This is a genomic window from Ancylobacter tetraedralis (genome assembly GCF_014195655.1).
Lineage (GTDB): Bacteria > Pseudomonadota > Alphaproteobacteria > Rhizobiales > Xanthobacteraceae > Ancylobacter > Ancylobacter tetraedralis.
The window spans coordinates 196,686-222,888 of record NZ_JACICD010000005.1 but is presented as its reverse complement, the minus strand read 5'-3'; the positions used below and the strand labels follow the sequence as shown (position 1 = coordinate 222,888).

Annotated in this window: 22 protein-coding genes; 8 read left to right on the top strand and 14 right to left on the bottom strand. The window is 66.6% G+C overall.

What is annotated here, in order from left to right:
- Positions 1-28: 28 nt before the first annotated feature.
- Positions 29-1,795 carry a glyoxylate carboligase gene (gene gcl / locus FHS55_RS14610; RefSeq protein ID WP_183190501.1) on the bottom strand — a complete coding sequence of 589 codons (1,767 nt, stop codon included), beginning with the start codon at positions 1,793-1,795 and terminating at the stop codon, positions 29-31.
- 368 nt (positions 1,796-2,163) lie between these two features.
- Between gcl and FHS55_RS14605 the strand changes: the two genes are divergently transcribed.
- The gene (locus FHS55_RS14605) at positions 2,164-2,985 is read left to right on the top strand and encodes an IclR family transcriptional regulator (RefSeq protein WP_183190500.1); all 822 of its coding nucleotides are present in this window, start codon (positions 2,164-2,166) and stop codon (positions 2,983-2,985) included.
- Between the two features lie 442 nt (positions 2,986-3,427).
- On the opposite strand, the gene frc (FHS55_RS14600) is transcribed toward FHS55_RS14605, so the two are convergent.
- The 6 genes from frc (FHS55_RS14600) to FHS55_RS14575 form a co-directional block, all read right to left on the bottom strand.
- Positions 3,428-4,678 carry a formyl-CoA transferase gene (gene frc, locus FHS55_RS14600; RefSeq protein ID WP_183190499.1) on the bottom strand — a complete coding sequence of 417 codons (1,251 nt, stop codon included), beginning with the start codon at positions 4,676-4,678 and terminating at the stop codon, positions 3,428-3,430.
- A 181-nt stretch (positions 4,679-4,859) separates the two neighbouring features.
- On the bottom strand, positions 4,860-5,300 hold the full coding sequence (locus FHS55_RS14595; RefSeq protein ID WP_183190498.1) for a PAS domain S-box protein: 441 nt from the start codon (positions 5,298-5,300) through the stop codon (positions 4,860-4,862).
- A gap of 97 nt (positions 5,301-5,397) precedes the next feature.
- Complete coding sequence (gene frc, locus FHS55_RS14590; protein WP_183190497.1) at positions 5,398-6,675, bottom strand: formyl-CoA transferase; 1,278 nt, start codon at positions 6,673-6,675, stop codon at positions 5,398-5,400.
- A gap of 102 nt (positions 6,676-6,777) precedes the next feature.
- Positions 6,778-8,517: an oxalyl-CoA decarboxylase gene (gene oxc / locus FHS55_RS14585; RefSeq protein ID WP_183190496.1), complete on the bottom strand. Its 1,740-nt coding sequence runs from the start codon at positions 8,515-8,517 to the stop codon at positions 6,778-6,780.
- Between the two features lie 43 nt (positions 8,518-8,560).
- Complete coding sequence (locus FHS55_RS14580; protein ID WP_183190495.1) at positions 8,561-9,286, bottom strand: GntR family transcriptional regulator; 726 nt, start codon at positions 9,284-9,286, stop codon at positions 8,561-8,563.
- Positions 9,287-9,821: 535 nt separating this feature from the next.
- Entirely contained in the window at positions 9,822-10,523 is a 702-nt protein-coding gene (locus FHS55_RS14575; protein ID WP_183190494.1) for an FCD domain-containing protein, read from the bottom strand.
- A 536-nt stretch (positions 10,524-11,059) separates the two neighbouring features.
- Between FHS55_RS14575 and oxlT (FHS55_RS14570) the strand changes: the two genes are divergently transcribed.
- The gene (gene oxlT / locus FHS55_RS14570; RefSeq protein WP_183190493.1) at positions 11,060-12,361 is read left to right on the top strand and encodes an oxalate/formate MFS antiporter; all 1,302 of its coding nucleotides are present in this window, start codon (positions 11,060-11,062) and stop codon (positions 12,359-12,361) included.
- A gap of 665 nt (positions 12,362-13,026) precedes the next feature.
- Positions 13,027-14,364 (top strand): oxalate/formate MFS antiporter, encoded by a 1,338-nt coding sequence (oxlT, locus tag FHS55_RS14565; RefSeq protein ID WP_484477012.1) that lies wholly within the window; start codon positions 13,027-13,029, stop codon positions 14,362-14,364.
- A gap of 94 nt (positions 14,365-14,458) precedes the next feature.
- On the opposite strand, the gene FHS55_RS14560 is transcribed toward oxlT (FHS55_RS14565), so the two are convergent.
- Together FHS55_RS14560 and FHS55_RS14555 are read right to left on the bottom strand one after the other, a co-directional pair.
- A complete protein-coding gene (locus tag FHS55_RS14560) occupies positions 14,459-14,893 on the bottom strand; it encodes an NUDIX hydrolase (protein ID WP_183190492.1) in 435 nt (144 codons plus the stop codon).
- Positions 14,890-15,594, bottom strand: a complete 705-nt coding sequence (locus FHS55_RS14555; protein WP_183190491.1) for a DJ-1/PfpI family protein — start codon at positions 15,592-15,594, stop codon at positions 14,890-14,892. Before FHS55_RS14555 ends, FHS55_RS14560 begins: the two co-directional genes overlap by 4 nt.
- A 120-nt stretch (positions 15,595-15,714) precedes the next feature.
- On the opposite strand from FHS55_RS14555, the gene FHS55_RS14550 reads away from it, so the two are divergent.
- On the top strand, positions 15,715-16,947 hold the full coding sequence (locus FHS55_RS14550; RefSeq protein WP_183190490.1) for a lytic murein transglycosylase: 1,233 nt from the start codon (positions 15,715-15,717) through the stop codon (positions 16,945-16,947).
- A 70-nt stretch (positions 16,948-17,017) separates the two neighbouring features.
- On the opposite strand, the gene FHS55_RS14545 is transcribed toward FHS55_RS14550, so the two are convergent.
- The 5 genes from FHS55_RS14545 to FHS55_RS14525 form a co-directional block, all read right to left on the bottom strand.
- Positions 17,018-17,905, bottom strand: coding sequence for a cation diffusion facilitator family transporter (locus FHS55_RS14545; protein ID WP_183190489.1), 888 nt, complete (start codon positions 17,903-17,905; stop codon positions 17,018-17,020).
- Between the two features lie 150 nt (positions 17,906-18,055).
- On the bottom strand, positions 18,056-18,964 hold the full coding sequence (locus FHS55_RS14540; RefSeq protein WP_183190488.1) for a sugar kinase: 909 nt from the start codon (positions 18,962-18,964) through the stop codon (positions 18,056-18,058).
- Positions 18,965-19,139: 175 nt separating this feature from the next.
- Positions 19,140-19,901, bottom strand: a complete 762-nt coding sequence (locus FHS55_RS14535; RefSeq protein WP_183190487.1) for an SDR family NAD(P)-dependent oxidoreductase — start codon at positions 19,899-19,901, stop codon at positions 19,140-19,142.
- Positions 19,902-20,064: 163 nt separating this feature from the next.
- Positions 20,065-20,733: a lysozyme inhibitor LprI family protein gene (locus FHS55_RS14530; RefSeq protein ID WP_183190486.1), complete on the bottom strand. Its 669-nt coding sequence runs from the start codon at positions 20,731-20,733 to the stop codon at positions 20,065-20,067.
- Positions 20,734-20,811: 78 nt separating this feature from the next.
- The gene (locus FHS55_RS14525) at positions 20,812-22,017 is read right to left on the bottom strand and encodes a pyridoxal phosphate-dependent aminotransferase (protein ID WP_183190485.1); all 1,206 of its coding nucleotides are present in this window, start codon (positions 22,015-22,017) and stop codon (positions 20,812-20,814) included.
- A gap of 135 nt (positions 22,018-22,152) precedes the next feature.
- On the opposite strand from FHS55_RS14525, the gene FHS55_RS14520 reads away from it, so the two are divergent.
- The 4 genes from FHS55_RS14520 to FHS55_RS14505 all read left to right on the top strand — a co-directional run bounded on the left by FHS55_RS14520 (position 22,153) and on the right by FHS55_RS14505 (position 26,172).
- Positions 22,153-23,325 carry a GNAT family N-acetyltransferase gene (locus FHS55_RS14520; RefSeq protein WP_183190484.1) on the top strand — a complete coding sequence of 391 codons (1,173 nt, stop codon included), beginning with the start codon at positions 22,153-22,155 and terminating at the stop codon, positions 23,323-23,325.
- 160 nt (positions 23,326-23,485) lie between these two features.
- Positions 23,486-24,316: a type I methionyl aminopeptidase gene (map, locus tag FHS55_RS14515; protein WP_183190672.1), complete on the top strand. Its 831-nt coding sequence runs from the start codon at positions 23,486-23,488 to the stop codon at positions 24,314-24,316.
- Between the two features lie 16 nt (positions 24,317-24,332).
- On the top strand, positions 24,333-25,097 hold the full coding sequence (radC, locus tag FHS55_RS14510; RefSeq protein WP_183190483.1) for a RadC family protein: 765 nt from the start codon (positions 24,333-24,335) through the stop codon (positions 25,095-25,097).
- A gap of 136 nt (positions 25,098-25,233) precedes the next feature.
- Entirely contained in the window at positions 25,234-26,172 is a 939-nt protein-coding gene (locus tag FHS55_RS14505) for a DMT family transporter (RefSeq protein WP_183190482.1), read from the top strand.
- Positions 26,173-26,203: the final 31 nt, after the last annotated feature.

Below are 26,203 nucleotides of genomic sequence, written 5' to 3'. Positions count from 1 at the left end.
CGCCCCGCCGGCATCACAGGCTCGGTGTTCAGGCCGGCTCGGTGGCGCTGGGCAGCGGCAGGTCGAGCACTTCCTCGAACTCGTTGACCGCGTCGATCTCCACGCCCATGGCGATGTTGGTGACGCGCTCGAGGATGAACTCCATCACCACAGGCACCTGATGCTCGGCCATCAGCGCCTTGGCGCGGGTGAAGGCATCCTTGAACTCGTTGGGCGAGGACACGCGCACCGCCTTGCAGCCGAGGCCTTCGGCCACCGCGACATGGTCAACGCCATAGCCGGCATTCTCGGCCGCGTTGATGTTGTCGAAGGCGAGCGAGACTTCGAAGTCCATGTTGAACCCACGCTGCGCCTGACGGATAAGCCCGAGATAGGAGTTGTTCACCACCACGTGGATGTAGGGCAGCTTGTGCTGGGCGCCGACCGCGAGTTCCTCGATGAGGAACTGGAAATCGTAGTCGCCCGACAGCGCCACGATCTCCGCATCCGGGTCCGCCGCGCGCACGCCGAGCGCCGCCGGCAGGGTCCAGCCGAGCGGGCCGGCCTGGCCGCAATTGATCCAGTTGCGCGGCTTGTAGACGTGGAGCATCTGCGCGCCGGCGATCTGGCTGAGGCCGATGGTCGAGACATAGCGGGTGTCACGGCCGAAGGCTTCGTTCATCTCTTCATAGACGCGCTGGGGCTTCAGCGGCACGTTGTCGTAATGGGTCTTGCGCAGCATGGTCTGCTTGCGCCCCAGGCATTCCCCGGCCCAGGCCGAGCGATCCTTCAGCGTGCCGGCGGCCTTGTATTCCTTGGCCACCTCGATGAAGAGTTGCAGCGCCGCCTTGGCATCCGACACGATGCCGAGATCCGGGCCGAACACGCGGCCGATCTGGGTCGGCTCGATGTCGACATGGATGAACTTGCGGCCCTTGGTGTAGACGTCGACGGAGCCGGTATGGCGGTTCGCCCAGCGATTGCCGATGCCGAACACGAAGTCCGAGGCCAGCATGGTGGCGTTGCCATAGCGGTGCGAGGTCTGCAGGCCGCACATGCCGGCCATCAGGTCGTGATCGTCGGGAATGGTGCCCCAGCCCATGAGCGTGGGGATGACCGGCACGCCGGTGAGTTCGGCGAACTCGACCAGCAGGTCGGACGCGTCCGCGTTGATGATGCCGCCGCCCGAGACGAGGAGCGGACGCTCCGCTTCGTTCAGCATGGCAATGGCCTTTTCGGCCTGCTTGCGGGTGAGCTTGGGCTTGTAGACTTCCAGCGGCGAATAGGTGTCCTCGTCGAACTCGATTTCGGCGAGCTGGACGTCGATCGGCAGGTCGATCAACACCGGGCCGGGACGGCCGGAGCGCATGACGTGGAAGGCCTGCTGGAACACCATCGGCACCAGAGCCGGCTCGCGGACCATGACGGCCCATTTGGCGAGCGGCTTGGCGATCGATTCGATGTCGACGGCCTGGAAATCCTCCTTGTGGAGGCGCGCGCGCGGCGCCTGGCCGGTGATGCACAGGATCGGGATCGAATCGGCGGCGGCCGAATAGAGGCCGGTGATCATGTCGGTGCCGGCCGGGCCGGAGGTGCCGATGCACACGCCGATATTGCCCGGCTTGGCGCGGGTATAGCCCTCGGCCATGTGGGAGGCCGCCTCGACATGGCGTGCGAGGATGTGCCGGGTTTTCCCGTGAGCACGCATGGCGGAATAGAACGGATTGATCGCGGCACCCGGGACACCGAAGGCGACGGTCACGCCTTCCTTCTCGAGAACGCGGATCGCGGCATCGACGGCACGCATCTTGGCCATGGCACTTCCTCCTGCGTCGTTGGCGCCGGCGCGGGCAGTCGCCCCGCTCCGGGGCTGGCGGTGCCCGGCACCGGCCTTCGAATCTCGTTCAAACTCCGGTTTCGGCGGCCGCCGGCCTGCGGGCGGGAAGGCAAGCTCCCTGCGCGGCATGCTGCAAAGCGGCATTGTTCTTCCCGCAATGCGGGATGAATTTCCGAAAGCGCGGAAAACATGCCACGCTCCTCGCATTTCCGCAATACGGGATATATTTCTGGTTTGCGAAAAAATCGGAGATGCGCCTTTATGCTGAGGCGGCCTCCCGAACGACCGATGGCATAAGCAACATGCGGACGGAGGAAGGGTGCGGGATGGAAGACGCGGGAGAAGACATGCCGAGCACCGACGCCGTCTCGACGACACGCCGCCGTGGCCGCCCCTCCGGCGGGGGAGCCGAGACGGGCGGCGAGGTCCAATCGCTCGATCGCGCCATCGCGCTTCTGGAAGTGCTCGCCCGGTCCGATGGGTTGACGCTGAGCGAGGTGGCCCGCGCGGCGGAACTGCCGACCTCCACGGTGCACCGCCTGCTCACCACGCTGGAGCGTCGCGGCCTGGTGGGGCACGATGCCTCGACCGGGCAATGGATGGTCGGGCTCGGCCTGTTCCGTGTCGGCTCGGCTTATTTGCGCATCCGCAAGCTGCCGGAAATAGGCCGCGTGCTGCTGCGCGAGCTCTCCCACGGCGTCGACGAGACGGTGAATCTCTCCCTGATCGACGGACCGCATCTCATCTGCGTGGCGCAGGTGGAAAGCCACGCGGCGGTGCGCGCCTTCTTCCGCATCGGCGGCGATCTGCCGATCCACGCCTCGGGCGGCGGCAAGGCGATCCTCGCGGCGATGAACCCGGAGGCGCGGCGCGCCTGGCTCGGGGGTGACCAGCTGCCGCGCTATACCGAGCATACCCATGTTAGCCGGCGGGCCTTGCAGGCCGATCTCGCGGACATCGCGACGCGCGGCTTCGCCATCGATGACGAGGAGCACACGCCCGGCATGCGCTGCGTCGCCGCCGCCGTGCTGGATGAGTGGCGCGAGCCGGTCGGGGCGATCTCGATCTCCGCGCCCACCGTGCGCATGTCGCCCGAGCGCATCGTGGATCTCGGCGCAAAGGTGATAGACGCCGCGCGCCGGCTCACCATGCGCTATTCGGGGCTGTGAGGCTCCGGCTTCTCCGCGCCGTCATACCCGCTAGGCATGAAAGACGAATGGCCGGATCGCTGGCGCCTTGCGATACGGCGGCCGGTGTATGAAATCCCGATGCTCCCCGCGCTGATTTCGCCGGGACGCCGCCGCGCGCGGGCGCTCCATGCTCTGTGTCGGCGGCCTTCATCCTTACAAAAAAATGCCGACGCCCCGCTCTCCGGGTCCGTCGGCATCAGTCGCCTAGGAGGAACCGAACGTCGGGCAAACCCTTCGTTCCGCTCCGGGAGGCTCGAAGACCCCTCGCGCTCCCCTGCCGGCAAGGCCGGGCGCGGGAGCGGGTAAGGGTCGATACGGTTCGCGGGCTTGCCCGCGGGGAGGGCGGCGCGCCGGGCGCGCCGCCTCGAAGGGTTGAGATTCAGCCCTCTGAAATCAGACAGCTGAAATCAGACCGCTGGAATCAGACCGCCTTGGCGTCGTGCAGGGCGACGATTTCTTCCTGGCTGTAGCCGAGGTCGGCGAGCACTTCGTTGGTGTGCTGGCCGAGCAGCGGCGAGGCGGTGATCTCGACAGTGACGTCCGAGAACTTGATCGGCGAACCGACGGTCAGGTACTTGCCGAGCTTGGGGTGATCGACCTCGACCACGGTGCCGCTCTTGCGCAGCGACGGGTCGTTGGCGATTTCCTTCATCGACAGCACCGGGGCGCAGGGGATGTCGAACTTGCGCAGGATGTCGATGGCCTCGAACTTCGTCTTGTCGGCGAGCCAGCTCTCGATGAAGGCGAAGATGTCGAAGATCTTGTCCTGGCGAGCTTCGGCGGTGTTATACGCCGTGTCCTCGATCCATTCCGGCTTGCCCAGCGCCTTGCAGATCGGCGCCCAGGCATGGCCCTGGATGGTGAAGTAGATATAGGCGTTCGGGTCGGTCTCCCAGCCCTTGCACTTCAGCACCCAGCCCGGCTGGCCGCCGCCGCCGGCATTGCCGCCGCGCGGAACGACATCCGAGAACTCGCCATGCGGGTACTGCGGGTATTCTTCGAGGTAGCCCAGCGCATCGAGGCGCTGCTGGTCGCGCAGCTTCACGCGGCACAGGTTCAGCACCGAATCCTGCATCGACACGGCGACCTTCTGGCCCTTGCCGTTCTTCGTCTTCTGGTGAAGCGCGGTGAGGATGCCGATGGCGAGGTGCATGCCGGTGTTGCTGTCGCCGAGCGCGGCGGCCGACACGGTCGGCGGGCCATCCCAGAAGCCGGTGGTGGAGGCGGCGCCGCCGGCGCACTGCGCGACGTTCTCGTAGACCTTCAGGTCCTCATAGGCGTGGCCTTCCGAGAAGCCCTTCACCGAGGCGAGGATCATGCCCGGGTTGAGCTCCTGGATGTGTTCCCAGGTGAAGCCCATGCGGTCCAGCGCGCCAGGGCCGAAATTCTCGACCATCACGTCCGACTCCTTGATCAGCTTGGTCAGGACTTCCTTGCCCTGGGCTGTCTTGGTGTCGAGGGTGAGCGAACGCTTGTTGGAGTTCAGCATGGTGAAGTACAGCGCGTCGGCGTCCTTGACGTGGCGCAGCTGCGAGCGCGTGACATCGCCCGCGCCGGGGCGCTCAACCTTGATCACGTCGGCGCCGAACCACGCGAGAAGCTGCGTGCAGGCGGGACCCGCCTGAACGTGCGTGAAATCGATGATCTTTATACCTTCGAGCGGCTTGGACATCTCGGTCGACTTCCTTTTCAGCGTTAACAGTCCGGATGCAGGCTCACCCTGCCGCCGGATTGAGAATTTCCATCCCTCTCGGATGGAAAGCCTTAACTCTCCCCAAGCCCCGTATCCCCTGGGGGGACGGGGGCTACTCCCAGGTGGCGCATCAACTTCTGGTCTTGAACTCCCGACATGGTCAGGACTTCGTTTCGCTCACCCTGGCCTCACACTCCGCCAGACGTCGGCGCAGCTCGCGCTCTTCCGTCCAGCGGCTTGTCTCGTCGCGAATGACCGCCACGATCGCATGGGCGGCATTCTCTTCATCCGTCAGGAGGGCGACCGTGAACGCGATCGACAGCGCCCGCCCATCCTTGTGCACCGCCGGCACGCGCAGGAGTTGCGTGCCGTATTTCGTCACCCCCGAGCGCATCGTCTCGTCATAGCCATCCCAGTGCCGCTTGCGCAGCCGCTCCGGGATGATCAGGTCGAGCGACTGGCCCAGGGCCTCGTCCTCGTCGAAACCGAACATCTGCGTCGCCGCCGCGTTCCACAGCGTGATGCGTCCTTCGGCATCCGACACCACGACGGCATCGCCGATGGCCGCCACGAGCTGGGCGCAATCGACCTCGGTCCGCATCGGCTTCACTCACTTCGCTGCCCGCACGCGGCGGGTGGCTCGGGAAAGGCACGTGGATCGTGACCCGCCGGCACGGCTGCGCGCCGGCGGGTCGATTTCATTCCGCCGCGAGGCGCACCGTCTGGCCGACGGCGCCGGACGCCTTGACCCGCTCCAGCTCAGCACCGCTGAGGCCGAGCACGTTGGCGAGGATCTCCTCGGTGTGCTCGCCCAGAAGCGGCGAGCGCTCCACTTCGACATCATTGTCCGACAGCTTGATCGGGTTGCCGACGGTGAGGTACTTGCCGCGGGTGGGATGGTCGATCTCCACCAGCGTGCCGGTGGCGTAGAGCGAGCGATCCTCGGCGATCTCCTTCATGGAGAGCACCGGGCCGCACGGGATGTCGTACGTGTTGAGGATCTCCATCGCCTCGAACTTGGTGTGGGCCATGGTCCACGATTCGATGCGGGTGAAGATCTCGTTGAGGTGCGGCAGGCGCGCGGCCGGCGTGGCGTAGGCCGGGTTGGTCTTCCAGTCCGGCTCGTGGATGACATCGCAGATCTTCTCCCAGACCGGGGCCTGGGTGATGAAATAGATGTAGGCGTTGGGATCGGTCTCCCAGCCCTTGCACTTGAGGATGCGGCCCGGCTGGCCGCCGCCCGAATCATTGCCCGCGCGCGGCACGGCGTCGCCGAAGGGGATGCCCTCGCCGAACTGGCTGTATTCGCGCAGCGGACCGCGATCGAGCCGCTGCTGGTCGCGCATCTTCACGCGGCACAGGTTCAGCACGGCGTCCTGCATGGCGCAGAGCACCTTCTGGCCCCGGCCCGTCAGCGTGCGCTGGTAGAGCGCGGTGACGATGCCGAGCGCGAGGTGCAGCCCGGTGCCCGAATCGCCGATCTGCGCGGCGGTGACGAGCGGCAGGCCATCGCGGAAGCCGGTGGTGGAGGCGGAGCCGCCGGTGCACTGGGCGACGTTCTCATAGACCTTGCAGTCTTCGAACGGCCCGGGGCCAAAACCCTTCACCGAGGCGAGGATGATGCGCGGGTTGAGTTCCTGGATGCGCTCCCAGGTGAAGCCCATGCGGTCGAGCGCGCCGGGGGCGAAGTTCTCGACCATCACGTCGCAGATCTTCACCAGATCCTCGAGGACCTTCTTGCCCTCCGGATTCTTGGTGTCGAGCGTGATGGAGCGCTTGTTGGAGTTGAGCATCGTGAAATAAAGGCTGTCCGCATTCGGGACATCACGAAGCTGCGCACGCGTTACGTCGCCTTCGCCCGGACGTTCAACCTTGATCACGTCGGCGCCGAACCACGCAAGCAGCTGCGTGCAGGTCGGTCCCGACTGAACATGGGTGAAATCGAGGACGCGGACTCCGTCCAAAGCCTTTCCCATGGCATTTCCTCTCGAGGTGATTCGACGTTTTTCCGTCGCTTTTTTGTTGGCTGCGGTAATGGGACGGGCGGGGCGGGGAGACCTCCCGCCCGTCCCCGTGACTTACTTCTTCTTGACGATGCTCTGCGGGTTGAGGCTGCCGATATTGCCGCTCTCGCTGCCGGCGGCCGGGTCGATCACCGCGTTGATGAGCGCGGGCTTGCCCGAGTCCATCGCCTCGTCGACAGCCCGCTTCAGCTCGTCGGGGGTGGTAACGTGGTAGCCGACGCCGCCGAAGGCTTCCATCATCTTGTCGTAGCGGCTGTCCTTCACGAACACGGTCGTGCCGGGGTCGCGGCCGGTCGGGTCGATGTCGGTGCCGCGATAGATGCCGTTATTGTTGAAGATGACGATGGTGACGGGCAGCTCGTAGCGGCAGATGGTCTCGACTTCCATGCCGGAGAAGCCGAAGGCCGAGTCGCCTTCGACCGCCAGAACCGGCTTGCCGGTCTCGACCGCCGCGCCGATGGCGTAGCCCATGCCGATGCCCATCACGCCCCAGGTGCCGACGTCGAGGCGCTTGCGCGGCTCATACATGTCGATCACGCCGCGGGCGAGGTCGAGCGTGTTGGCGCCCTCGTTGACGAGGATGGCGTCGGGACGCTCCTTGATGACCTGCTTCAGCGCGCCGAGCGCCGAGTGGAAGTCCATCGGGGTGGAGTTCTTGAGCAGGCGCTGCGACATCTTGCCGATGTTCACTTCCTTGCGCGCCTTGATCTCGTCGATCCAGGTGGCCGGGGGGGCCTGCCAGCCGGAAGACACGCCCGCGTTGAGCGCGGCGACCACCGAGCCGATGTCGCCAACCAGCGGCGCCACGATCTCGACGTTCGAGTCCATTTCCTTCGGCTCGATGTCGATCTGGATGAACTTCTTCGGGGCTTCGCCCCAGGTCTTGCCCTTGCCGTGCGACAGCAGCCAGTTGAGGCGCGCGCCGATCAGCAGCACGACGTCCGAATCCTTCAGAACGGTCGAGCGCGCAGCGCCGGCCGACTGGGGATGGGTGTCGGGCAGCAGGCCCTTGGCCATCGACATCGGCAGGAAGGGAATGCCGGTCGTCTCGATGAAGGAGCGGATTTCCTCGTCGGCCTGCGCGTAGGCGGCGCCCTTGCCGAGGATGATGAGCGGCTTCTTGGCCGACTTCAGCACGTCCAGGGCGCGATCGAGGGCGGCCTTGGAGGGGATCTGCTCGGGAGCGGCGTCGATCACCTTGACGAGCGACTTGGCGCCGGCATCGGCGTCCATCACCTGCGAGAACAGCTTGGCCGGCAGGTCGAGATAGACGCCGCCGGGACGGCCGGACACCGCCGCGCGGATGGCGCGGGCCACGCCGATGCCGATATCGGCGGCGTGCAGCACGCGGAAGGCGGCCTTGCACAGCGGCTTGGCGATGGCGAGCTGGTCCATCTCCTCATAGTCGCCCTGCTGCAGGTCGACGATCTCGCGCTCGGACGAGCCGGAGATGAGGATCATCGGGAAGCAGTTGGTGGTGGCGTTGGCCAGCGCGGTCAGGCCGTTGAGGAAGCCCGGCGCCGACACGGTGAGGCAGATGCCCGGCTTCTTCGTGAGGAAGCCGGCAATGGCGGCGGCGTTGCCCGCGTTCTGCTCGTGGCGGAACGAGACGACGCGAATGCCCTCGGCCTGCGCCATGCGGCCCAGATCCGTGATCGGAATGCCGGGCACGCCGTAGATCGTCTCGATACCGTTAAGTTTAAGTGCATCAATGACGAGGTGGAAGCCGTCGGTGAGCTCCTGCTCGGTCTCGGCGGCTGCGTTGACGTCGATCACTTGTGCGACTGCGGACATCCCGTATTCCCTCCCAAACATTCCTTCGGCGTGTTCTGCCGCCCTAATCTAACTGTACGTGGCTCTCGACATGCCGCGCGAGCCGGAGCGTGTGGTCTCGCACCAGACGCTCGGCGCGGTCCGCGTCCCGCGCCTCGAGTGCCGAGATGATCTCGCGATGGTCGGCCGCCGAACGTTGCGCCCGGTCCATCTCGAAGATCGTGCGATGGCGGATGGCCCGTACATGAAAGAACAGGTTGTCCGTCATCGCCGCGAGCAGGCTGGAGCCGCTCAACCGGATCAGCGCCTGGTGAAACGCGATATTCGCACCCGAATATTCGTCGCACCGGTCACGCTCGATCCGCGAGAGATCGAACTCCTTGAACAAGGCCCTCAGCTCGGCGATCGCCTCGTCGCTTGCGCGTTGAGTGGCGAGGCGTGCCGCCATACTTTCCAGTGCCGCCCAGGCCTCGATCATCTCGATGATCTCGGCTTTCGAGCGGCGAACCACCATTATGCCCCGCCTCGGGACCGCGCGGAGCAGGCCTTCCTGCTCAAGCATCGCGACCGCCTCGCGGACGGGCGTCCGGCTTGCGCCCAGACGCTCGGAAATATCCCGCTCATCAAGCAGCATCGGCTCATCCGAGCCGTAAATATTCATGTTGGTGATGGCTTCCTTGAGGGCGGCGTAGGCCTTGCTCTTGAAGCTCTCCTTGGCTGGCAGGCGTTCGATGGTCAGACCATGGTCTCCACCGTGCCAGCGCTTGCTCACAATTTCCTTGCTGCTCACGGACACTCCTTTGCGGAAGCTCCGCCCGCGGATGCTGAGGAATTTGGCATACCAAATACCAACATGTCAATCCGGGTGCCCCTGTCGTCGGGGCGCGGCGCTTCTCACTCCCTCGTCTCCAGACTGGCACCGCACCTTACTGCCGAAGGCTTTGCAACCGTGTACGCCAACCTACGTATGCAATATACCACAATGCGCCGTCGCTTGGCGAGACCAACTGAACAGTTTGCGACACGTCATGATCAAAAGTTCGCGTATCGCGTCGCGGCGGCGCGAGGGGGGGGCGGCGACGGGTTCAATTGTGCCGGCCGCCGCTCGCCGTCGCCGGATGGAGGCCGGGTGGGCGCCTGCCTTCTTCGCGCTATTTCGGCCGACGGGGATGGTGGCGCGTGCAATCGGGTTCGGGCGAGGGCGCCATGAGCGTCCTCCCGTCCCGTCGAGCCGCCGCACCTGGCAGCCTCGCTCGAGCGAGGCCCATCCGCGCGCCCGTCGTTTTGACGGGCGCCGGCCTCTGCCGCCTTCCGCGGAGGGCTGCTCAGGAGGGGAACCGGCCGTGCTTCTCCACATGGGCGGCGAGGCCCAGCGTGTGCTCGCGCACGAGTCGCTCGGCGAGGTCCACGTCGCGCCCGACCAGCGCGGCGATGATCGCCCGGTGCTCCTGCAGCGAGCGCTCGGAGCGGTTTTCCTGACGCACCGATACCGCGCGAATGCCGCGTATATGGATGAACAGGTTTTCCGTCATCTCGCCGATCATCGCGCAGCCGGAAAGGCGGATGACCGTCTGGTGGAAGCGGATATTGGCGTCCGAGTACTCGTTCATGTGCTCGGCCGGGGCGCCCGATTCGAAATCGTGGAACATGTCGCGCAGGCTGGCCAGATCGCGATCGGTGGCGCGGGTGGCCGCCAGCCGGGCGGCCATGCTCTCCAGCGCGGCCCAGACGATGATCATGTCGATGATCTCGCGCTTGGACTTGCGCACCACGAAAATGCCGCGCCGCGGCACGGAGCGCACGAAGCCCTCCTGCTCCAGCACGGTGAGTGCCTCGCGGATAGGCGTTCGGCTGACGCCGAGGTCCTGCGACAGCTGGCGCTCGTCCAGCCGGATCTCGCTCTCCTGGCCATACATGTCCATCTCGGTGATGGCTTTCTTGATGGCGTCATAGGCGAGTGTGCGCAGGCTGGTATTCGCGGCGAGCGGCGCGATGTTCAGGCGGGTATGGGGATCGGCGCTTTCCACGGGCTTCCTCGTCGGTCCAGTACATTCTTGTTGTTGACGCACCTCACGGCCGGAAGCGGGTCTGGCTGTCCGTCGAGGCGGTGCATGGCCGTTCTCGCGTGATTCTCAGGTCACCCGGTTCGGCTCTGTAGCGTTATATAACATATACTGGATGTCCATCGCGCCGCCGTTTCGGCCGCGCCGGCCCTCGTTCGGGCCTCGCACTCGCCTCTTTCTCCGCTCCGAGCGCCGTCGGGCTGGTTCGCGCCCGCGCCGGCCCGTATCCGGCCGGCCGCCGGTCGGCGCGGGCGCGTCTCTCAATCTTCCCATAGGTAAGCAACCTTCAAGTATTCCCTTGGGGAAGCTGACCTTGCGTAATATTCAGTTCACATAATTATGGATGGCTGGTATGCAAAATTTTGCATAATCAGAAAAACGTAGTATGTTCCCCAACGGTCATGGGGTGATGCCTTTGCGTGCGGTTCACGCAGAGGGCGCGCCCATCAAGAAAAGCAATAAGACTGACATCCATTACTCAGGAAACGCGCGAGGAAAAAATGACATCTGACGCAACGTCATCCTTGAATAGGACCCGTTGGCTCCAGCTGGTGTTCGGCGTGATCTGCATGTGCATGATCGCGAACATGCAGTATGGCTGGACGTTCTTCGTGAACCCGATGCAGGAACGCCACGGCTGGGACCGTGCCGCGATTCAGGTCGCGTTCTCGATCTTCATCGTCACCGAGACCTGGCTGGTGCCGGTCGAGGGTTGGTTCGTCGATAAATACGGCCCGCGCATCGTCGTGCTGTTCGGCGGCGTGTTCTGCGGCCTTGCCTGGGTGCTGAATTCCTACGCCACCTCGCTGACGACGCTGTACATCGCGGCGGCGCTGGGCGGCATTGGCGCGGGCGCGGTCTACGGCACCTGCGTCGGTAACTCGCTCAAGTGGTTCCCGGATCGTCGCGGCCTTGCCGCCGGCATCACCGCGGCCGGCTTCGGCGCGGGCTCGGCGCTGACCGTGATTCCGATCCAGAACATGATCAAGAATCAGGGCTACGAGGCGGCGTTCTTCTATTTCGGCCTCGGCCAGGGCATCGTGATCACCGTTCTGGCGCTGTTCCTGATGGCGCCGAAGAAGGCGCAGATCGCGGCCGTGGCGGCCAAGGTCGCCGCCAGCGTCAAGCAGTCCGTGCGTGAGTTCACGCCCAAGGAGATGCTGACCACCCCGCTCTTCTGGGTCATGTACGCGATGTTCGTCATGATGGCGGCCGGCGGCCTGATGGCCACCGCCCAGCTCGGCCCGATCGCCAAGGATTTCGGCATCGCCGACATCCCGGTCAGCCTGATCGGCATCACCCTGCCGGCGCTCACCTTCGCCGCCGCGATCGACCGCGTGCTGAACGGCCTCACCCGCCCGTTCTTCGGCTGGGTGTCGGATCAGATCGGCCGCGAGAACACCATGTTCGTGGCCTTCGCCATCGAGGGCGTCGGCATCTACGCGCTCAGCGTGCTCGGCCATAACCCGGTGATGTTCGTCATCCTCACGGGCCTCGTGTTCTTCGCCTGGGGCGAGATCTACTCGCTGTTCCCCGCCATGTGCGGAGATGCCTTCGGCTCGAAGTTCGCCACCACCAATGCCGGCCTGCTCTACACCGCCAAGGGCACGGCGGCGCTGATCGTGCCGTTCACCAGCATCATCACCACGATGACGGGCAGCTGGCACGCCGTGTTCATCACCGCGGCCGCGCTCAACATCTTGGCCGCCGTCATGGCGCTGGCGGTGCTCAAGCCGCTGGCATCCTCCCACGGCAAGCGTGCCCGCGCGCAGGGGGCGACGAAGCCGGTCGCGGCCGAATAAGCCGCCCGATCCATCCCCCAGCTTTCAAGGGCGCGCCGCGAGGCGCGCCCTTTTTGTTTGTCCGGAGGGCGCGGATCGGCTCGTCCGAAGGGCGCCGCGCGGCCCGCTTTTCACTCGTTCATAGAAACGTGAACGTAAATTCCATGCGACCAATGCGCCCCCCAGCGATCAGGGTGCAGATGGAGAGATGCGGCGAAACAGTGCGCGCTGGGATCGTTGCTCGATTATTCCTTTGGGTTAACTTTCATATTTTCGTCGAAATCACAGATGGCGCGTAGCGTAAGCTGTCGAATAACGGCGATTAGATCTCCGATAACGATGTTGTGCGCTGCAATACCGAATATTTATACGTTACCTTACGCTGCTGTATAACCTTCACAAATGCGATTGGCATACATAATATTGTGGATTATGCTTCAGCATTAAGCGGGTCGGGTCCAACGCCCCTGCGTCAATCCAGGCCGCCTTGGGCGGGCGATGACGGAGCGGGCCGAGGGAGCCGCACAACCTATTTGGAACGGATACGCCGCCCGAGCGGCCGCCGGGGGAGGGAAGGTTCCGCCCCTGGCCAACGAACAGCCGGCGCACGGCCCCCGGGGGGCTGCAGCGACCGCAACAACAAGCCGATCCGCGGCGAATATTGATTAGGGATTAGGAGAGCGCCCTTGAGCACGTATACCCCCACGCCGGCGGCCCTCGGGCCCGGCAAGGACTTTTCCGAAAGCCGCCGCTGGCTGCAACTGGTCGTCGGCGTCGTCTGCATGGTGGCGACCGCCAACATCCAGTACGCTTGGACCCTGTTCGTTCCCGAGATCCAGCAGACCTTCGGCTGGGAACGCGCCTCGATCCAGATCGCCTTCACCATCTTCGTGCTGGTGCAGACCTGGCTCGCGCCCATCGAGGGCTTCTTCATCGACAAGTTCGGCCCGCGCCTCATGGTGGCGTTCGGCGCGCTGTTCATCGGCACCGCCTGGGTGATCAACTCGCAGGCCACCACGCTGTTCGGCTTCTATGTCGGCGCGGCGATCGGCGGCATCGGCGTCGGCTCGATCTACGCGACCTGCATCAACAATGCGCTGAAGTGGTTCCCGGACCGTCGCGGCCTCGCCGTCGGCCTCACCGCGGGCGGCTATGGCGCGGGTTCCGCCGCCACCATCCTGCCCATCGCGGCGATGATCGAATCGTCGGGCTTCCAGGAGACCTTCTTCTTCTTCGGCCTGCTGCAGGGCGGTCTCGCCTTCGTCGCGGCCTGGTTCCTGCGCTCGCCCAAGGCCGGCCAGGTGAAGGCGTCCGACAAGCTCAACCAGAGCCGTCGCGACTACACCTTGAGGGAAGCGCTGAACACCAAGCTGTTCTGGCTGATGTTCCTGATGTTCATCTGCGTCGTCACCGGCGGCATGATGGCGGTCGCCCAGCTCGGCGTCATCGCGCAGGATCTCGGCGTGAAGGAGTTCAAGGTTGACCTGTACTTCTTCGTCATGGCCGCCCTGCCACTCGCCCTGATGCTCGACCGCGTCATGAACGGCATCTCGCGTCCGCTGTTCGGCTGGATCTCCGACCATATCGGCCGTGAGAAGACCATGGTTATCGCCTTCACCCTCGAAGGCCTCGGCATCATCGCGCTCGGCGCCTTCGGCCACAATCCGTGGGCGTTCCTCATCCTCTCCGGCGTCGTGTTCCTGGCCTGGGGCGAAGTCTACTCGCTGTTCTCGGCGCTGGCCGGCGACGCCTTCGGCACCAAGCATATCGGCAAGATCTACGGCGTGCTGTACACCGCCAAGGGTATCGGCGCTCTGTTCGTGCCGGTCGGCAACCTCCTGATGGAGGCCACCGGCACCTGGTCGACCGTGCTCTATACGGTCGCGGGCATGGACCTGTTCGCCGCCTTCCTCGCCATCGCGGTGCTGCCGCGTGTGTTCAAGGCTCATGTCGCCCGGTCCGGAGGGGTGGCGTCGCCGCCGTCGCCGCTCGGCCCGAAGGGGGCGGCCCAGGCCCACGCCTGAACCTGATATCGCTTCGGCGAGCATGGATGCGGGCTTCCCTGGGAAGCCCGCATTTTTGTTTGTGGCCACCCCACCCGCGGGTGCCATCCGATACTCAATCGGCGCGTTCGGGGCTGGTCAGGGCCAGGTCGGCGAGATAAGCGACCCTGGCGCTGGCGCTCCGGCCCAGCGAGAGGATCTGCGCCATGTCGAACCAGCGCGCCTCCAGAGCGTCGTCGGCGGCGACTGCCTCGCCCGCGCGCCAGCGGCACAGCACGGCGATCATCGCGAAATGATGGGCGAGCCGGCCGTCCCCGTCGTGCTCGATGAAGTCGAGCACGGTGATCAGCCGTGGCGCATCCGCCACAATGCCGGTTTCCTCGTTGAGCTCGCGCAGCGCCGCCGCGAGATGGCTCTCGCCTCTCTCCATGCGCCCGCCGGGAAAGCCCCACAGGCCCTGATCCGGCGGATTGGCGCGCCGCACCAGCAGTACGGCATCCGCACGCACGACCAGGGCGAGCACGGCGGGAATAGCGCGCACCCCGCTCATGTGAGGGACACCGCCCCGGCGGCGTGTGCCGCGAGCGCGTCGGCCGCGCGCTGCGCCGCCTCCCGACGCTTTTGCTGGAAGGGCGCCGTCTCCGCGCGAATCAACGCGGCAAGCGCGGGTTCGCTGGTGCGTGGCGTACCGCCGGCAAAGGGCGGGGCGGGGTCATATTCCATGAAGAGCTGCGCATGCCGGGCCCGTGGCTCGCCGAACAGCAGGGCCACGAGGGTGAGGGCGAAATCGATCCCTGACGTGACGCCGGCGCCGGTCACGACCGCGCCATCGACAACCACGCGCTCATCGACCGGCTCGACGCCGAACAGGCGCAACTGCTCCAGCGACAGCCAGTGCGAGGTGGCCCGGCGGCCCGCGAGCAGGCCGGCCGCCGCCAGCACCAGAGAGCCGGTGCAGACTGAGGTCACGTAGCGCGCGCCGACGGCCTGTCGGCGCAGGAAATCCAGCACCTCGCCATCCTCCATCAATGCCAGCTGGCCGGGTCCGCCCGGGACGAAGAGAATGTCGGCCGGTGGACACTGCGCGAGCGTGACGCTCGGCAGCAGCCGGAGCCCGCCGCTGTCGGTGACGGGATCGAGCGTCTTCCAGGCAAGGTGCCGCTGGAGCTCGGGAAACCGGGCGAAGACGTCGAACGGACCGGTCAGGTCGAGCTGCGTCAGTCCGGGATAGAGCAGCATGACGATGTTCATCGCGTATCCGGACTCCCTAGGATCGAGGGGGCATCCTGCACCGGTCGTCGCCTCTGGTGAAGGCGGAGTTTCGGCGCCATTGTGGTGCCAACGAATCCGGAACGAGGGCGAGGAAGCATCATGGCGACGATCAGCAGGGCAGGTCTGGCGGGTATCGCCCTCCTCATCGGCACGGCGGTGGCGGCGGGCCCGGCGCTGGCCCAGTCGCAGCCCTGCGGCAATAGCAGCGCCGGGTTCAACGAGTGGCTGGAGGGCTTCAAGCGGCAGGCGGTGGCGCAGGGCGTTTCCGCGCGTACCGTGGCGACGGCGCTGAACGGCATCACCTATGATGCGCAGGTCGTCGGCACCGATCGCGGCCAGAAGGTGTTCGGCCAGAGCTTCTTCGAGTTTTCCGACCGCATGGTCGCCAATTATCGCATCCAGCAGGGCCGGGCGCTGATCCAGAAGAATCAGGCGCTGTTCGACCGCATCGAGCAGCAATTCGGCGTGCCCGGCGCGGTGCTGGTGGCCTTCTGGGGGCTGGAAACGGATTTCGGCGCCTTCATGGGCGACAAGAACACGCTGCGCTCGGTGGCCTCGCTGGCCTGGGACTGCCGGCGGGCGGAGGTGTTCCGCACGCAGTTGCTCTCCGCGCTGAAGATCATCGATCGCGGCGACCTTACCCCCGCCACCATGCGCGGCCCGTGGGCCGGCGAACTCGGGCAGTTCCAGTTCCTGCCCGACCATTATTTCAACTATGGCGTCGATTTCGACGGCGACGGAAGGGTCGACCTGCTGCGTTCCACGCCGGACGCGCTGGCCTCGGCCGCCAACTACATCAAGGCGCTCGGCTGGCAGCGCGGGCAGCCCTGGCTGGAAGAGGTGCGCGTGCCGGCGAACCTGCCCTGGGACCAGGCGGATCTCTCCATCAAGCTGCCGCGCGCGCAATGGGCGCGATTCGGCGTGGTGCGCGCCAACGGGTCGGCGCTTCCGGCCGACAACCTCACCGCCTCGGTGCTGCTGCCAATGGGGCGCAACGGGCCCGCCTTCCTCGTCTATCCCAATTTCAACATCTTCACCGAGTGGAACAATTCGCTCACCTACGCGACCTCGGCGGCCTATCTCGCCGCGCGCGTGGCGGGGGCGGGGGCCTATAGTCGCGGGCAGGGCAAGGCGATCCCGGTGCTGTCGCAGGCGCAGGTGGTCGAGCTGCAGCGGCTGCTCAATGCGCGCGGGCATCATGTGGGCCGGGTCGACGGCATTGCCGGCGCTGCCACGCGGCAGGCGATCAAGGTCGAGCAGATGCGGCTCGGCCTGCCGGCGGATTCCTATCCCAGTCCGGAGCTTCTGGCCGCCCTGAAGGCGGGGCGCTGAGGGCGCGCCTCCAGCCCACCTTCCCCGGTTTCACCGCGGCCGGGGCGGGCGGTCAGGGGAGATAAGGCGGCTATAGAACCGGAATGCCGAGCTGCTTGGCCTTCACCTCGGGCTCGACATGGATGTTGACGAGCACGTCGGCGACTTCGGCTTCCAGCGCATCCTCGATCCGGTCGCAGATGGCGTGGGCCTCGCTCACCGCCATCTCGCCCGGCACGACGAGATGGAAGTCGACGAAGATCATGCGGCCTGCCTGCCTTGTGCGCAGGTCATGCGCCTCGATGGCGCCGGTCGCCTCGGCGGCGATGACGGTGCGGATGCGCCCGAGCGTGTCGGACGGCACGGCCTGGTCCATCAGCCCGCCGACGCTTTCCTTCAGCACCTTCCAGCCTGACCACAGGATGTTGACCGCCACCAGCCCGGCGAGGATGAGGTCGAGCTTCTCCCAGCCCGAGACCATGGCGAGGGCCACGCCGATCAGCACGCCGGCGGAGGAGACCACATCGGTGAGCAGATGCTGGGCATCGGCGATCAGTGCGGGCGAGCGCGTGCGCCGGCCGGTGCGGAACAGCACGACGCACCACGCCGCGTTGATGATGCCGGCGCCGGCATTGATCATCAGCCCGCGCGGCGAGGCATCGAAGGCATGGGCCTCGAACCAGTTGAGATAGACCTCGCGGAAGATCGAGATCGCCGCCACGACGATGAGCACGCCGACGATGACGGCCGAGAAATACTCGGCCTTGGCATAGCCATAAGGATGGTTCGCATCGGCCGGCTTGGCACTGACGCGCAGCGCCAGCACGGCGGCGACCGAGGTCGCGACATTGACGATGCTTTCCAGCGCGTCCGAATAGAGCGCGATGCTGCCGGTGAGCAGATAGGCCACATATTTCAGCCCCAGCACCACGAGGCTGACGCCGACACTGACTAATGCGATCCGTGAGGACAGTCCCATACGCGCCGCCGTGCTGTTTCCGGCGCCGCGCGCCCCTGCCGCGGAGCACTAGTGCCTCGGGCAGGGAAAATCAAGTAAGCTCAATAACTTGCAAGTTAGTCGCAGAAGCGTTCGCAAATGCACGCGCCAGTGGCGCACTGCGGACCCGCGTCAGGCATTGGCGGTGCGGGGCAGGATGGCGCCGCGGTGGCGGATGACACGCCCGGCCAGCGCATGGCCGGCCTGCGCCGCCTCCACCGGGGGGGCGCCCTGCAGCCGTGCGGCGAGATAGGCGGCATTGAAGCTGTCGCCTGCCGCCGTGGTATCGACGGGCTCCACCGGAGCGGGGATGGGCACCAGATGCGAGGCGCCCTCGGACAAGACCAGCGCCCCTTCCGCACCGTTCTTCACCACGATTTCCGGCACGCCGAACGTGGCGAGGCGCTCGGCGGTAGCGGCGGGCGAGCCGTCGCCCCACAGCACCGCTTCGTCCTCGAAGGTGGGCAGGGCGATGGAGCAGCGCTTGAGCGCCTGAGCATAGACCGTGCGGGCGCGGGCGACATCGCCGCCCCAGCCGCGGGGACGGAAATTGCCGTCGAACACGATGCGGCTGCCCCGTTCGCGCGCGAATTCCAGCGTCGCCAGCAGCCGGCCGAGGCCGATATTGGAATAGAGCGACAGCGTGATGCCCGAGAGATAGACCATGCTCGCCTCGATGACCTGCTCGGCGATCGTCTCCCAGCCCGTCAGTTCGAACAGTTCACGGGCCGGCGAGGTGTCGCGCCAATAGGTGAAGCTGCGCTCGCCACGCGAATCGGTATCGATGACATAGAGGCCCACGGTCCGGCCGGCGACGCGGGCGATGGTGCGCGTGTCGATGCCCTCGGCTTCCGCGGCGGCGCGGATCGCCTCGGAATAGGTATCGTCGCCGAGTGCGGTGGCATAGCCGACGGAGACCCCGGCTCGAGCGAGATAGACAGCGGTATTGAACGTGTCGCCACCATAGCCCGCGCCGTAGCGGCCATCGGCGCCACGCGCGAATTCCGCCATGACCTCGCCGATCGAGATGACCTTTGCCATGCCGCCTGCCCTCCGTTCGCGCTGCGATTCGGGCGGGAGGGTCACCCTATTTGCGCGCGAGGGCAAGTTTGGGTGGCGAATGTGGTGGGCCGGGCGCGTTCGATACGCGGCCCCGTGCAAGACATCCCCGCGCAAGACCGCCCCGGGCGCCGGCAGCCTTGCGCGGGTGCGCGGATCAGAGCTGGACGCCGCGCGTCAGCGCCCCGTCCACCACGAGGTTGGTGCCATAGACGAAGCTGGCCGCCGGGCTCGCCAGGAACACCGCCGCATTGGCGATTTCCTGCGGGGTCGCCATGCGGCCGGTGGGGTTCAGCGCCAGCGCCTGCTCAAACAGCGCGGGGTTGCCCTGCTCGATCTGGTCCCACACGCCGCCCTTGAAATAGGTGTTGCCGGGCGAGACGGTGTTGGCGCGGATCTTCTTGGGCGCGAGGGTGAAGGCGAGGCCCTGCGTGTAATGCACCAGCGCCGCCTTGAACACGCCATAGGGGCCGGCGGCGAAGTCGATCTCGCGGCCCGACACCGAGGAGATGGTGACGATCGCGGCGGCGCCGCTCTTCTCCAGATAGGGCAGGGCGGCGTCCACCAGCCGGACCGTGCCCATCAGATCGGTCTGGAAACCCTTGTTCCAGCTTTCCTCGTCATTGCCGATGGCCAGCGCGCTGACATTGGCGACCACGATGTCGAGCCCGCCGAACCGGGCGGAGGCCTTCTCGACGAAGGCGGCGAGTGCCGGCCCGTCGGCGACGTCGACGCCCGCCCCATAGGTTTCCACGCCTTTCTCGGCGAGCCGAGCGGCGGTGGCTTCCGCGTCTCCGGCGCTGCGGCTGCACAGGGCGACGTTGGCCCCTTCCGCTGCTAGCGTCTCGGCGATGGCGAGGCCGATGCCCTTGGTGCCGCCGGTGACGATGGCGCGCAGGCCTTTCAGTCCGAGGTCCATGTCTCGTCTTCCTCTATGGGGGATATTTCGCTGGCGAATGATTCCCCCAAGCGAGCGGGCGCGGCAAGTCACCCGTGGCGATTACAAGTCACCCGTGGCGATTATCGGCAGCGAACCGCCGCGCCGGACGCGGGCCGGGCGGTTTGACCGCGCGAGCGGACGCTCACGGCAGGATGATGCGCACCGAGCCGGGCGGCGTGTCGCTTGCCCGCGGTGCCTCGGCCGGCGCGGTGACGGGGAGCGCACCGCCGGAGGGGGGAGCCGGGGATGCGGCGCGCGCCGCCGCCGGTGTGGGCCGCACGGGCGCCGGCGGAGTGGCTGCGGCTGCCGGCGGGGTGGTGGGCGCGGGACTGTTTGCCGGCGGCTCCAGCCGGGGCACATCGGCGGGGAGCGGGTAGCGCCGCTCGATATCGGCGGCGCGCGTGTCGTTGAGGCTGGTGAGGCAGGTGATGCGCTGTTCGATCACCGCGGTGCCGCCGAGCCGGCCGCCCACCGTCTTCTCGCCCGCGCCACCCTCATAAGGGGCGATGCTCTGGCATTCGAAATTGCGCCAGTTCACGAACCGGCTCTGCGATTCATTGAACAGGGCGATCCAGCGCCTGCGCTGCGGCGGCTGCAACTCCTGCCGCGCCTCGATCCCGGCCAGAGCGGCGGCCACCGCCTGATCCAGACGCTGCTCGCCTGCCTTCTGAACCTGGTTCAGGCAATCGAGATAGATGCGCGCATCCTTGCCCTTCACGCATTCGCCCTCGGGCGCGGCGACGGCGGAATGCCCGGACAACGCCAGCATCATGACCAGCATCGCCGCGGCGATGCCGTGTCCGAACAGCAAGTGTCCGCAAAGCGGATGTCCGGAAGGGACATGCCCGGGAACAAGACGCTTGGCGGCACGGTGCATGGCACGACTCCGTCAGGCGATAGGGCGCTCATTGAGGAAGCGACCCATGCGTTCAAGGGCGCGGAGAATATTCTCGGCCGAGTTGGCGTAGGAGAGGCGGATATACCCTTCGCCGTGCACGCCGAAATCAGGACCACCAATGGTAGCAACGCCGGTCTCGTCAAGCAAGGCCGAGGCCAGCTTCTTGGCCGATTTCCAGCCCGTTCCCGCCACGTTGGGAAAGGCGTAGAAGGCGCCGCGCGGTGTAGCACAGGATATGCCGGGCAGCGCATTGAGCCCCTCGACCACGATCCGGCGTCGGCGCTCGAACTCGGCCAGCATCGCCCCGACGCAATCCTGTGGGCCGGTAAGCGCGGCGAGCGCGGCGAACTGCGCCGGCGCGTTGACGCAGGACCAGGCATTGACCGCCAGCTTGCGCATCGGATCGTAAAGCCCCTCCGGCCATAGCGACCAGCCGAGCCGCCAGCCGGTCATCGCATAGGTCTTCGACCAGCCGTTGAGCAGGATCAGCCGGTCGCGGATCTCGGGATAGGCCAGCAGCGTGGTGTGGGCCTCGCCGTCGAACAGGAACTGGTCGTAGATCTCGTCGGAGAGGATGACGACCTGCGGATGCTCTGCCAGCCCCGCCACCAGCTTGTCGATCTCGGCCTTGGGCGTGACGCCGCCGGTGGGGTTGGCGGGCGAGTTGAGGATGAGCAGCCGCGTAGCCGGGGTGATGAGGGACAGCGTCTCTTCCGCCGAGAAGGCGAAGCCGTTCGCCTCGCGGATCGGCACCGGCACCGGGGTGGCGCCGGTGAACTCGATCATCGAGCGGTAGATGGGAAAGCCGGGGTCGGGATAGAGGATTTCCGCCCCCGGCTCGCCCAGCATGAGGATGGCGCTGAACATCGTCACCTTGCCGCCCGGCACGATGACCACGCGGCCGGGATCGATCTCGACCGCGAAGCGGCGGTGGACGTCCGCCGCCACCGCCAGCCGCAGCGGCTCGATGCCGACGGAAGGGGTGTAGCCGTGATGGCCGTCGCGCAGCGCCTTTATCGCGGCCTCGACAATGTGCTCGGGCGTGGCGAAGTCCGGCTGGCCGATGCCCAGATTGATGATGTCGCGCCCCTGCGCCGCCAGCGCGGCGGCCCGCGCCAGCACGGCGAAGGCGTTTTCCTCGCCGATGCGGTTGAAGGCGGCGATCGGCTGGGGCCGGAAGCGGGCGGTTGGCGTCATCGGGTCCTCCGGATTGGCTCTGCGGCCGGATAGCGAGAAATCGCTTGTAGTTTGGGCCAAGCTGTCACACGGACAGCGTGGGTGTTCAAGGGCCGCGCGGAAGCCGTTTCGCGCTGCCGAAAAAGGGGAAAAGCCATGCCGCCGGTCGACACGCAAAATCCTCTCGGCGACGTGGTCGACGCGGCACCGGCCCAGCGGCCCACCCGCGTGACGATCTGCGGCTCGCATGTCGATCTCGTCCCGTTCGACGCGACCGCGCACGGCCCCGCGCTCTACGCGGCCGCGCACGGGGCGCAGAAAGAGGCGATCTGGGCCTATCTGCCCAACGGTCCCTATGAGGATCCTGCCGCCTTCGATGCCCATTACCAGGCGGCCGCGCTGCGCGATGATCCGCTGATGTTCGCGATCATCGATAAGGCGACCGGCGTCGCGGTGGGGCACGCGACCTATCTGCGGATCGACCCGGCCAACCGGACGATCGAGGTCGGGCACATCCTCTACACCCCGGCGCTGATGCGCACGCCGGGTGGCACCGAGGCGATGTACCTGATGGCGCGCCACGCCTTCGAGGATCTCGGCTACCGGCGCTACGAATGGAAGTGCAACGCGCTCAACGCCCCCTCGCGCCGGGCGGCCTTGCGCTATGGCTTCCGCTTCGAGGGACTTTTCCGCCACCACATGATCGTCAAGGGCCGCAACCGCGACACCGCGTGGTTCGCCATGCTGGAGGAGGAGTGGCCGCAGATCGCGGTGGCGTTCGAGAACTGGCTGGCGCCGGCGAATTTCGACGCCGAGGGGCGGCAGGTCGTGCCGCTCGGCCTTCTCAATGCCGAGCGGCTGGAGGTTGGCACGCGCACGCTGCGGCGGGCCAGCCTCGCGGACCGGGCAGCAGTCGAGGCGGTGCAGCAGGGGGCCTATGCGCGCAACCGCCTGCTGCTGGGCGTCGAGCCGGTGCCGCTGCTATGGGACTATGCCCGCGTCTTCCGCGAGCGCGAGGTGTGGGTGCTGGACAGTGCCTCCGGCGCGCCCGGCCTCGATGGAGTGCTGATCCTGCACAACCGGGCGGACGACCTCTTGACCGACAGCCTCGCCGTGGCACCGCAGGCGCAGGCCGGCGGGGTCGGCAACCTGCTGCTCGCGGCGGGAGAGGCACGCGCCCGCGCGCTCGGCCGGCGCATGGTGCGGCTCTATACCGGCGAGCCGCTTTCGGCCAACATTCACTGGTACCGGCGCAAGGGCTACTCGATCGAGCGTGTGGAACAACTGCCCGACCGCCGGCTGGTGCACCTGGCGAAGGCACTGGATTGAAGGCGCGGGACCGGCGTGCGGGGTCTGGCTCGCGGGGTCTGGCGAGCGGGATTTGGCGCAGGCCACAGGACGCGCCATGGAGGGCGCCTATCCTGCGTTTCTTGCGTGTGGCGGCAGATTGCTTACATTCTCGGTAAGCTCTCGGACTGGACGTGTGATGATGAATTATGTGGAGGCGGCCACCGCGCCGCTGCGCAAGACAGGCCATATCAAGCTGCACGGGCCCGAGGGCTTCGCCGGCATGCGCAAGGCTGGCCGGCTGACGGCCGAGGCGCTGGACCTGGTGCACGAAATGGTGCGGCCGGGCCTGTCGACCGAGGCGATCGACAACGCCGTGTTCGAGTTCGCCATGGATCATGGCGCGCTGCCAGCGACGCTGATGTATCGCGGCTATCGCAAGTCCACCTGCACTTCGATCAACCATGTCGTCTGCCACGGCATCCCCAACGACAAGCCGCTGCGCGAGGGCGACGTGGTCAATGTCGACGTGACGCTGATCGTCGATGGCTGGTACGGCGATTCGAGCCGCATGTTCCCGGTGGGCGAGATTCCCCGCCGCGCCGAGCGGCTGCTCGACGTGACCTACGAATCGCTGATGCGCGGCATTGCCGAAGTGAAGCCGGGGCATCATGTCGGCGATATCGGCGCGGCGATCCAGGAATTCGTCGAGCCGCTGCACATGAGCGTTGTGCGCGATTTCTGCGGCCATGGCGTCGGCCAGCTGTTCCACGACGAGCCGAACATCGTCCATGTCGGGCGGCGCGGCGAAGGCCCGGAACTGCTGCCGGGCATGATCTTCACCATCGAGCCGATGATCAATCTCGGCCGGCCGCATGTGAAGGTGCTTTCCGACGGCTGGACGGCGGTGACGCGCGACCGGTCGCTCTCGGCGCAGTTCGAGCATGCGGTGGGGGTGACGGAGACGGGTTGCGAGATCTTCACGCTGTCGCCCAAGGGCTATCACAAGCCGATCTTCGGACATCACGACTGAACGGTTTGGGGCCCGCATGGCGCGGAAAAAGGCAACGCCCGAGGGCTGCGCGGATCCGGAGGGCTGTCAATCCGATCCGCCTCCCGGCGTGACCGGCTTCAGCGAGACGACATCGCATTTTGTCGGCCACCGCGAACGGCTGCGCGACCGGTTCCGGCTGGGCGGGGCGGATGCGATGCCCGACTATGAACTGCTGGAGCTGGTGCTGTTCCGCGCCGTGCCGCGCGCGGATGTGAAGCCGCTTGCCAAGGCGCTGGTCGACCGCTTCGGCTCCTTCGCCGAGGTCATCACCGCCTCGCCCGGCCGGCTGCGCGAGGTGAAGGGCGTCGGCGACGCGATCATCACCGAGTTCAAGGTAATCGGCGCCGCGGTGGAACGGGTGACGCGGGAGCGGCTGCGCGCGCGCCCGGTGCTCTCCTCCTGGAGCGCGGTGATCGCCCATTGCCGGGCCTCGATGGCCTATGCCGAGCAGGAGCAGTTCCGCATCCTGTTCCTCGACAAGCGCAACCAGCTCATTCTCGACGAGGTTCAGCAGCGCGGTACGGTGGACCACACCCCGGTCTACCCGCGCGAGGTGGTGAAGCGGGCGCTGGAGGTGGCGGCGAGCGCTCTCATTCTCGTACACAACCACCCGAGCGGCGATCCCACCCCCTCCAATGCCGATATCCAGATGACCAAGACGATCATCGACGTGGCCAAGCCGCTCGGCATCGAGGTGCATGATCACATCATCGTGGGCAAGGACGGGCATGCCAGCCTCAAGGGGCTGCGGCTGATCTGAGGCCGAGGGCGGGGCCGAGCGCGGGCGACGGGGCGCGGATAGGATCCCATTGCCTCGCCGCACGCGGTGTGGGATGGCAGGGCCTGCCGGAGACCGCGCCGCGGGAATGCCGTGCGCCGAAGGTAAGCGCGTCCTCATGACTTCTTCCGTGGCCGATCGCGGCCCCGCACCGGCCATTCCGCTCTCCGCCTATATCCATCTTGTCATCATCTATGTGGTCTGGGGCGGCTCCTATCTCGCGGTGAAGGTCAGCCTGTCGGGGCCGGCGGCGATTACCGTGCTGCAGCTGCAGTCCGCGCGCCTGTGGTGCGCCTCGCTTCTGCTCGGCGCGGTCACGCTGGCGCGCTATGGCTGGCCGCCTTTGCCCAACCGCCGCGATCTCGCGCTGTGCACGGTGAGCGGCCTGTTCATGTGGATGGGCGGAAACGGGCTGGCGACGCTCGCCGCGCGCCACGCCTCCTCCAGCTTCATCGTCATGACGATGGGGGCCATCCCGCTCTGGGCCTGCCTGCTCGATCTTATCATCGGGCGGACGATTCCCTCGCTGCGGGTGGTGCTCGGCATCCTGCTCGGCCTTGCCGGCCTGTTCCTGGTCGTGTCGCCGGCGCTGCTCGAGACGCACCGCGCCATCATCGAGCCGGGCTATGCCGGTTTCACCATCCTGCTTGTGGTCGCGGCGGGCCTCAGCTGGTCGCTCGGCACCATCATCCAGCGCCCGCTGATGCAGCGGATCCGGCCGGACTGGGCAGCATCTTTCCAGATGTTCGTTGCCGCCATCGTGCTCAGTTCGCTGGCGCTGTACGAAGGCGCGCCGCTGCCGGTCGACCCGAGCCCCCGGCAATGGCTGGCCTTCGGCTTTCTCACCCTGTTTGCCTCGGTGATCGGGCTCAGCTCCTACCTCAAGGTGCTGACCAGTTTCAGCCCGGTGGTCGCCTCCACCTTCGCCTATGTGAACCCGATCGTCGGCGTGCTGCTCGGCTGGATGATTCTCGGTGAGGAACTCTCGGCCGTCTCGCTGGTGGGGCTGGCGGTGGTGCTCGCCAGCATTGCCATCGTGCTGCGGCGGCGCCACTGATCCGCCCCGCTGGAGGCGCGGTGCGGGGCTG